Origin of the sequence: Nocardioides candidus, assembly GCF_041321175.1 — a bacterium.
Lineage (GTDB): Bacteria > Actinomycetota > Actinomycetes > Propionibacteriales > Nocardioidaceae > Nocardioides.
Map to the genome: position 1 here is coordinate 895,765 of NZ_JBGGWC010000002.1, position 9,552 is coordinate 905,316.

Genomic DNA, 9,552 nt, shown 5'->3' on the forward strand with positions numbered 1-9,552 from the left:
CGCTCGCGCCCGGCCCGGGCGAGCCGGTTCGTTAGGTTGACCGTCATGTCGAACCTGTCCTCGCCGCGACCGCAGGCGACGGCGGCCACGGTCGGGGTGGTCGCCCTGGTCGTGGCGATCACCGTCGGTGGCGTGTGGTGGGTACGGCACCAGGACTCCGGCGGCGACGATCCGGCCGCGGCCGCGAGCAGCACGTCGGCGACGGACGGGCGCGGCCGGCCCGACCACTCGCGGAGCGAGCCGACGCACGCGCCGGGCACCGAGGACGCGCCGGGCACGGCGGGCGACCGCGACCTCGGCAACACCGCGGAGGACCTGGCAACGGGAGGGCCCGCCGATCCGCGGGTCGTGGTGATCTCCGTGGACGGCCTCGGCTCGCAGTGGGTCACCCGGTCGACGACCCCGACCATCGCCGATCTCCTCGACGAGGGGGCCGGGACCCTCAACGCACGCACCGAGGTCGAGAAGACCGTCACCCTCCCCAACCACACCGGCATGGTGACCGGGGTGCGGGTCGACGCGGCGCAGGGCGGTCACGGTGTCACCTGGAACCACACGTCGACGCGTTCGGTCGCGCCCGGCACGTCGTCGGTGTTCTCGACGATTTACGACGCCGGCGGCACCAGCTCGGTCTTCGCCGGGAAGGACAAGTTCGAGATGTGGGGCCGCGCCTGGCCGGGCACGATCGACCCGCTCGACATCGACGAGGACCAGCCCGCTCTCGTCGACGCGGCCATCGGCGAGCTGCGCTCCGGCGACGACGACCTCGTGTTCCTCCACCTGGCAGGGCCCGACTCGGCCGGCCATGCCCAGGGATGGGGCAGCCCGTCGTACCTCGACGCCGTCGAGCGGGCCGACGCCGACATCAGCCGCGTCGTGTCCGCCATCGGCGCCGACGACGCGCTGGCCGGCGAGGTGGTCGTGATCGTGACCGCCGACCACGGCGGCCTGCCGGGCCGACGTGAGCACGCCGACCGCACCCGTCCCGAGGACTACACGATCCCGTTCGTCGTCTGGGGCCCCGGTATCGCGCACGGCGACCTCTACGCGCTCAACCCCGACTACCGCGACCCCGGCACCCAGCAGCCCGGGTACGACGGCGCGCAGCCGGTCCGCAACGGCGACGTCGCCAACGTGGTGACCGACCTGCTGGGTCTCGACGCGGTCGACGGCAGCCAGCTCGACGCCGCGCACGACCTCGACGTGGCGGACTGAGACTCAGGCCTTCTTGCCCTGGAGGTCCTCGAACGGACGCATCCGGAGGTCGCTGAGCAGGGCGTCGTACTGGGCCTCGTCGGCGGCGTAGATGGTGACCGACCACAGCGCGGTCGGCGATGAGTAGTAGATCGCGACCTTGTAGCCGACGTCGCTCTCGCGGGAGACGACCTGGAAGGCGGTCAGGTCGCTGCGGCCCCCGGGCGGGTCGATCGAGGTCAGGGCGATACCGCCGTAGTACTGCTCCAGAGCCGCGCGGCTGCGCCACTCGCTGTAGTGGAAGCGCACCCCGTCGGGTGCGCACTCGATCTCCGAGGCACGCTGGGCGCTCGCGTCGGCCGTGCACCCCGGACCCGCCGACGACGGGAACACCCACTTCAGGCCCTCGGGGCCGGTCGGCGTGCCGCAGTCGGCGAGCTCGGCCACGAGGGCGCCGCCGCTCCAGCAGCGGAAGGTGCCCTGCTCCTGGGTGGGTGGGTCGGTCTCGGTCGGCGCCGTCGTCGTCGGCTCGCCGGCCGTCGTCTCGGTGGTCGTCGAGCCTGCCCGACCGCCGTCGCGGTCCTCTGCCGTCGGCGCGGCACTCTTGTCGTCACCGCCGAGCAGCAGCACCACTCCGCCGGCCCCGACGAGCGCGGCGAGCAGGGCGGCGACCACCAGCACCAGCAGCGGCCCGCGGCGCCGCCGCGGCTCGAGGGGTCGCGTCGGCACGACGACCGGCGGGAACGACGGCGAGTACGCCGGCGGCGGCATCACCGTGGGTGCGTCGTCCGCGTAGAGCGGGCCGGTGACGGGCGAGGGCGGGTGGTACGCCGGCGGAGGGACCGCCGGCCCTCCGCTGTGCACCGTCGGCTCGGCGCCACCACCCGGCCAGGACGGTCCCGCCTGCTCGCCGGAGCCCGGCCTCAGCTCCCCGCCGCAACGGGCGCAGAAGCGCTGGTCGGCTCGGACAGCGGCTGTCCCGCAGAGAGCGCAGTACATGGTGGCCGCACTCTAGTTCTCAGACCTGATCACGTCAGCCGACCGATTCCTGGATTGCCGCCCGGCCTCCGACTTCTGGGGCTAGCGTGCGGCTCGCACCACCGTCGATGGGGTCGTCGCCCCATCGACAGGGACCTGCGCGTCCTCGATCGTGGTGCTGCCGCTCGGGGCACGGACAGGCAGTGCTTCATGGGGAACGGATGGGACCCGAGCGATGGGCATGAGGACCCGGCTGGCAGCCGCGCTCCCCGGTCAGCGCACCCGGACGGTCGGGGCGTTCACCGCGCTGACCGTGGCCCTCGCGACTCTGGCGCTGCTCCACGACGGCACCCTGGTCGACGACCTCGAGCTCCACGACGGCGGGGTCTGGGTCACCAACCTCCACCTCCGCGACGGGTCCGCGGTCGCGGCGCACCTGAACTACCAGTCGCGCCAGTTCGACAGCTTCAGCGTGATCCCGTCGCACGAGTCCGACATCTCCCAGGAGGCGAACCAGGTCGTCGTCCACGACCCTCCTGACCGGCCCGCGATCTCCACGATCGACACGGCGACCTGGACCCCTGGGACGCCGAGCGCCCTCCCGCGCGGTGCCTCCGCCTCGCAGGGCACCGACATCGTGGCGGTCGCCGATCCCAACAAGGGCACGGTGTGGGCGTTCCCCGCGACGGACGCCAGCCAGTTCTCGCCCGAGGCGACCGACCCGGTGCTCAGCGACGTGATCGGCGTGCGCATCACGGTCGGCAAGGACGACGTCGTCCACGCCGTGACGCCCGACGGGACGTTGCGCGACCTCCACCAGAAGGGATCCGGGTGGTCGGTCGAGAAGGTCGGCGAGGTGCCTGCGGTCGAGGACCCCGCCGCTCTCCAGCTCGCCACGGTCGGCGCGGACGCCGTCGTGCTCGACCCGGCGGGCGGATGGCTCGCCTGGCGCGACCACCGGGTCGATCTCGAGGACGCCGACGCGATGCTCCTGCAGCAGAGCGGCTACGACGTGGGCAGCATCGCGCTCTCCGGACCCGCGTCCCTCGTCGAGGTTCCGCTCGACGGCGGCGATCCACGCACGACCACGACCGGCGCGACCGGCGAGCCCGTGGCTCCGGTCACCGTCGGCGAGTGCACCTACGCCGCGTGGTCGGTCTCGGGCCAGTACGTGCGGCACTGCGCGAACCTCCCGGACGTCGAGCGCACCTACGACAAGCTGCGGCGCACCGGCGTGCCCGACACCCACCTGGTCTTCCGCACGAACCGCGACAAGGTGGTGCTCAACGACACCGGCAACGGCGACGTCTTCCTGGTCGACGAGGACATGGCGCTGGTGAACGACTGGCGCGCGGTCCTCGCCCAGCTGGAGCAGGACCGCAAGGACGACAGCAACGACCCCACGATCGCCTTCCACCGGACCCGCAAGAACCAGGACCCCGAGCCGAAGCCGGACGAGTTCGGCGTACGCGCAGGTTCCTCCGTCACCCTTCCGGTGCTGGCCAACGACACCGACGGCGACGGCGACCTGCTCTCCGTCGACCTCTCGGAGACCACCACCCGCCTGGGCCGTCTCGAGGTGGTGCGCGACGGTCGCGCGATCCGCATCGAGGTCCCGGGCGACGCCTCGGCGCCGTCGGTCAGGTTCGACTACGTCGCCGACGACGGCCGCGGGGGCACGGCATCGACGAGCGTGACCGTCGCCCTGCACGACGACCAGGTCAACGGGGCGGTCGAGCTGCTCACCGACCAGCGCAGGCCACAGCTCACCATCCACGCCCGGCAGTCCGGCGAGTACCACGTCCTCCAGGACTTCAAGGACCCCGACGGTGACCCGTTCTGGGTCGACGGCGTCAAGAGCCCGGCCGGCCTCTCCGTCGTGTGGGACCCGTCGGGCTACCTGAAGGTGACCGACGCCGGCACCGACGGCGACCGGGTGCGTCAGGTCGGGGTGACCGTGACCGACGGCCTCGGCGGCGACCGTGTCGTCCAGGTGCCGGTCACCGTGCTCCCGCAGGGCTCGGCGAACGCACCGCCGGTCGCGAACGGCGACTTCGTGACCGTGCCGGTGGGTGAGGACGTGGTGGTCCGCCCGCTGCGCAACGACACCGATCCCGACTCCGCCGAGCTCTACCCCGTCCTCGGCGACCACGATCCCGGCCTGCGGGTGCGCGCCAACGCCGACGACACCTACACGATGTCGAGCGACCAGGCGAAGACCTACTACGTCGTCTACTCCGCCTCCGACGGGTACGCCCAGTCGGAGTCGGTGATCCGTGTCGACGTCCGCAAGAAGGAGGGCCTGGCCCCGATCCCGGACGACGACCTCGCGGTGGTGCCCGCCAACGGTCAGGTCCTGGTGCCGGTCCTCGCCAACGACACCGACCCGCTCGGCGGCGTCCTCGTGCTGCAGTCGGCCTCCTTCGACGCCCGCGACGGCATCACCGCGGAGGTCGTGGACCACGAGTTCCTGCGCGTGCGCGACAACGGGATGACGGCACCGAAAGCCACCCTCACCTACCGTGTCGCGAACGGCACGCTGCCCGCCGAGGGCACCGTCACCGTGGTGCGGCAGGACCCCGATCCCGACGCCCGTCCGACCGCCGTCGACGACGAGGCCGTCGTCCGCAGCGGCGACGTGGTGACCGTCGACGTCCTCGACAACGACCTCTCCCCCTCGGGTGCCGACCTGCACGTCCGCCCGCTGCGCGACGACGCGGTGACGATGGGGGCCGACCTCGGCCGGGCCTTCGTCTCGGAGGACAAGGTGCGCTTCGTGGCGAGCGGCGACGCCGGCGACGTGCGGATCCAGTACGACGTCACCGACCCCGACGGCAACATCAGCAGCGCAACGGTGCACGTCGCGATCCAGCCGAGGTCCGGCTCACGGGCGGCGCCCGTGCCGAAGCCCCTCACCGGGCGGGTCATCGAGGGCGGCACCACCGACATCCCGGTGCCGCTCGACGGCATCGACCCCGACGGTGACTCCGTCACACTCGTGGCCGTCGAGGACGCCCCGACCCTCGGCCAGGTGCGGCTCGGGACCGACACGATCACCTACTCCGCCCCGATCGGCAGCACCGGTACGGACGTCTTCAGCTACGTCGTCGAGGACGAGTACGGCGACCAGGGCGTCGGCGAGGTCCAGGTCGGGATCGCCGCTCCGCCGGCCACCGACCAACCGCCGATCGCGATACCCGACCGGGTCGTCGTCCAGCCCGACCGCCAGCTCGCCGTGCCCGTCACCGTCAACGACATCGACCCCGAGGGCGACGTGCTGTCGCTGGCCGGTGTCGACGCTGCCGACGGCACGGACGTCGACGTGAGCACCGACGACGGTCGCGTTGTCCTCACGACGCCGAAGGACGAGGGGACCCTGGTCTTCCACTACGCGGTGGACGACGGGATCACGTCGACCGAGGGGGCGCTCGTCGTCAAGGTCAGGAGCGACGCCGCCACCATCGCGCCGATCGCCCGCGACGACCGCGTCCCGCTTGCCGACGTCGTCCGCAACGACGAGGTGACCGTCGACGTGCTGCACAACGACGAGGACCCCGACGGGGCCGTCTCCGCCATCCGCCCGGAGACCGACGCGGACGTCACCGTCGACGACGCCGGCGAGCTCGTCATCCCCGTGACCGCCGAGCGGCAGGTCATCCCCTACACCCTGAAGGACCTCGACGGCGGCGTCGGCACCGCGGTGGTCGTCGTTCCGGGCAGCGAGAGCCCGGCGGCGCAGCGGCCGCTGCTCCGCAACGACGTCGACCTGCCGATCACCGTGAAGGCAGGCACGACGAAGAACATCCGTCTGGCGGACTACGTCGTCGTCCGCGACGGGCGGGCGCCGGTCGTCGCCCACGACGAGAACGTCCAGGCCGGACCTGGGCAGGACGGGTCCACCCTGGTCGACGACGCCCTGACGACGATCACCTTCGGTGCGAGCGCAGGCTTCTACGGACCCACGTCGGTGACGGCGGCGATCGCCGACGGGCCGAACGGCGACGCGTCCACCGAGTCCTCGGTGATCACCTTCCCGATCTTCGTGTCAGCCGCCGGCGAGACACCTCCGCGCCTCCACGTCCCTGACATCCGGGTGGCGCGCAACGAGCCGCTCGAGCTCGATCTCGACGACCTCGCGACCGACCCCGATCCCGGCGACCAGGACTCACTCACCTTCAGCGTGCCCGACCACGACCCAGACCTGGACGTCCGCGTGGACGAGCAGCGGCGCAAGCTGGTCATCAACGCCGACCAGGACCCGCCGGCCACGCTGACCTTCAGCCTCGTCGTGAGCGACGGCACCGACACGCCGCCGGGCCGGGCCGACGACCTCCCCGTCACCGTGGTGAGCTCGGTCCGGCCGCTCCTCCAGCTCCAGCCGCTCGAGATCGACGCCGAGTCCGGCGAGCCCGTGGACTTCGACCTCGCCGACGCGGTCCTCTCCAACCCCTACGACGACGACCCGACGCTGGTGAGCGCGACCGTCACTCCGGACGGCGCGGCCGAGGTCGAGACCGAGGCCCACGGCATGACGATCACCCCCGCCTCGGGCTTCCACGGGCGCGTCCAGGTCGGCTACATCGCCCGCGACGGCAGCGAGGACTCCGCACGCGACGTCCAGGGCCTGGTCACCGTGGCGGTGACGGCGAAGCCGGACCCGCCGACGGCGGTCTTCGCCGAGGCGACGGAGTCGCACACCGTCGAGCTCGACTGGGTGCCGGGACCCAACAACGGTGCCCCGATCACGGGCTACCAGGTGCTCGGTGCCGGCCGTGAGATCACCGTCGACGGCGGTCAGACGACCACCACGATCAGGGACCTGGAGAACGGCCACGAGTACCACTTCCAGGTGGTGGCCCACAACAGCGCCGGCGACTCCGACCCGTCGGGCCTCTCGCGCGGCGTCGTGCCGGACGCGATCCCACCCGCACCCACCGGGGTGACCGCCGACTTCGACGACGGCGCTCTGCACCTGAGCTGGACGCAGCCGGCGATCGACGGCACCCCCATCAAGCGCTACGAGGTCCGGGTCAACGGGACGATCCGCGACACCGGCTCGAAGCGCCCGGCGTACGATCTCGCCCCGGTCGAGAACGGAGTGCCACAGCGCATCCAGGTGCGCGGCGTCAACGGGATCGAGGGGGAGGACCAGCTCTCACCCTGGTCGAGCATCACGACCGAGCACGCCAGCGGCGCTCCCGCGATCACCAGCGTCGACGTGGACGCCGACGGCCCCTCCCCGCACCCGTCCGCCACGGTGACCTGGGAGGCCGAGGAGAACGGCGAGCCCGTCACGCGGGTGGAGATCAAGCAGAACGGCAAGGTCATCCACCCCACGTGCACGATCCGGACCCAGCAGTGCCGGGTCGACCTCCCCGACCAGGAGCACATCAGCTACACGCTGCGTCTCTTCAACCGCGAGGACAAGTACGTCGACGGGTGGAGCGCGCCGGTCACCGGCAACCCTGTCGCGGGGGCACGGCTGGCCGGGCCGGTGACGAACCTGCGGTTCCGCGGCACCGGCGTGGCCAACCAGGTGCGTGCGGAGTTCGCACCGGCGGACCTCCACAACGGCACCCTCGTGGACTACCGCTACCAGGTGAAGAACGGCGGCACCGGGTCCGTCACACCGGGCGGGCTGATCTCCGACGCCGCGCTCCACGCCGGCGAGGACGTGTCCATCACCGTGTGGGCGGTGACCACCGCCAACGAGTCCGGGGAGTACGCACGGGGCCAGCTCAGCTCAGCCACGGGCAACGCGTTCCAGCCGTGCACGGTGGACGTCTCGAGCGGGACCGCCGGCTACCGGCAGTACGACTTCACCTACACCGTCACCTCCCGCGGCCGCGCCTGCGACTACCACCGCAGCGGGGGCGGCGACCCGCAGGGGACCGTCCCCCGCAACGGAACCACCGGCACCCAGCACCAGAGGCTGACCGGGGGCGACAACGACACGCTGCACCTGAGCATCGACGCCGTCACCCAGCTCGTCGCGAGCGACGACGCGTCCGTCCCGACGACCGCCAGCGACTCTGCTGACGGCACGACGTGGAACCCGCAGATCACGGGCACCGACGAGGGCGCAGCACCCAACAACACCGGCAACTGCCACACGTCCTGCCACTACTTCGGCGCGCGCCTGGACCACTGGGAGCCCGGCGGCTACGGCTGGTGCTCGATCACCCACGAGGGCACCTCGGACGGGTGGCGGATCGGCCAGACCTGGTGGTACCGCGCCGGACCCGCGGACGGCAACGGCAACTGGTCGGGGCGGATGCCGACGCGCGACGGCCACGTCCTGGCCTGGAGCACGCAGTCGTTCGGCAACCCACCCCCCTACAACGGGTGCCAAGGGACACGCCCGTCCGGCAACGTCGACCAATGACCCGCACCACCACCGAGGAGACCCGATGACACCCGAGAACGCCGCGTGGTTCGCCGACACGTTCGACAAGCTGACCGACAACATCGGACGCGCCCTGCTGGGCAAGACCGACGTCATCCGGCTGACGCTGGTCTGCATGCTCGCCGAGGGCCACCTCCTCCTCGAGGACGCCCCCGGCACTGGGAAGACCGCCTTGGCGCGGGCGATCGCCGCGACCGTGCGCGGCTCGCACAACCGGATCCAGTTCACCCCCGACCTGCTGCCGTCGGACATCACCGGCGTGACGATGTACGACCAGAACACCGGCACGTGGAACTTCCACAAGGGCCCGGTCTTCGCCTCCATCGTCCTGGCGGACGAGATCAACCGCGCCTCGCCGAAGACCCAGTCGGCCCTGCTGGAGGTGATGGAGGAGTCGCGTGTCACCGTCGACGGGGTCCGGCACGAGGTCGGCAGGCCCTTCATGGTCATCGCGACCCAGAACCCGATCGAGCAGGCCGGCACCTACAAGCTGCCCGAGGCCCAGCTCGACCGCTTCCTGATCAAGGCCTCGGTGGGCTATCCGGACCGCGCCGCGGCCCGGCAGATCCTGGCGGGATCGGCCAACCCCGACCGCACCCAGACCCTTCAGGCGATGGTCTCGACCGAGGCGGTCGCGCAGATGATCGACCTCGTCAAGGACAACCACGTCGACGAGGCGGTCCTGGACTACGTGCAGCAGCTCTCGGAGGCGACTCGCGACGACCACGAGACGACCTTGGGCGTCTCCACCCGCGGCTCGATCGCGCTGGTCCGGGCTGCGCGCGTGCTGGCGGCGGCCCAGGGACGCCACTACGTCACGCCCGACGACGTGAAGGCGCTCGCAGGACCCGTCTGGGCACACCGGCTCGCGCTCTCCGCCGAGGCCGAGTTCGCCGGCTCGACGCCCGCCCAGGTGATGGGCCGCGTGCTCAACGCGATCCCCGCGCCGCAGCTGCGCGGCGTCGGGTGAGAGG

The 9,552-nt window shown here is 71.9% G+C and carries 4 protein-coding genes; 3 read left to right on the top strand and 1 reads right to left on the bottom strand.

Annotation, left to right across the window (positions count from 1 at the left end; all coding sequences use genetic code 11):
• Positions 1 to 45: 45 nt before the first annotated feature.
• Entirely contained in the window at positions 46 to 1,215 is a 1,170-nt protein-coding gene (locus ACAX67_RS14075) for an alkaline phosphatase family protein (RefSeq protein ID WP_370704477.1), read from the top strand.
• 3 nt (positions 1,216 to 1,218) lie between these two features.
• On the opposite strand, the gene ACAX67_RS14080 is transcribed toward ACAX67_RS14075, so the two are convergent.
• On the bottom strand, positions 1,219 to 2,193 hold the full coding sequence (locus ACAX67_RS14080) for a hypothetical protein (RefSeq protein ID WP_370704478.1): 975 nt from the start codon (positions 2,191 to 2,193) through the stop codon (positions 1,219 to 1,221).
• A gap of 220 nt (positions 2,194 to 2,413) precedes the next feature.
• Here ACAX67_RS14080 and ACAX67_RS14085 point away from each other — a divergent pair, with 220 nt between their 5' ends.
• Together ACAX67_RS14085 and ACAX67_RS14090 are read left to right on the top strand one after the other, a co-directional pair.
• Positions 2,414 to 8,557 (top strand): Ig-like domain-containing protein, encoded by a 6,144-nt coding sequence (locus tag ACAX67_RS14085; RefSeq protein WP_370704479.1) that lies wholly within the window; start codon positions 2,414 to 2,416, stop codon positions 8,555 to 8,557.
• 25 nt (positions 8,558 to 8,582) lie between these two features.
• The gene (locus tag ACAX67_RS14090) at positions 8,583 to 9,548 is read left to right on the top strand and encodes an AAA family ATPase (RefSeq protein WP_370704480.1); all 966 of its coding nucleotides are present in this window, start codon (positions 8,583 to 8,585) and stop codon (positions 9,546 to 9,548) included.
• The last annotated feature ends 4 nt before the right edge of the window (positions 9,549 to 9,552 follow it).

Excerpts from the sequence above, each read along its gene's own strand:
- ACAX67_RS14085 (WP_370704479.1), top strand. The coding sequence starts at position 2,414 with ATGAGGACCCGGCTGGCAGCCGCGCTCCCCGGTCAGCGCACCCGGACG.
- ACAX67_RS14090 (WP_370704480.1), top strand. The coding sequence starts at position 8,583 with ATGACACCCGAGAACGCCGCGTGGTTCGCCGACACGTTCGACAAGCTG.
- ACAX67_RS14075 (WP_370704477.1), top strand. The coding sequence starts at position 46 with ATGTCGAACCTGTCCTCGCCGCGACCGCAGGCGACGGCGGCCACGGTC.
- ACAX67_RS14080 (WP_370704478.1), bottom strand. The coding sequence starts at position 2,193 with ATGTACTGCGCTCTCTGCGGGACAGCCGCTGTCCGAGCCGACCAGCGC.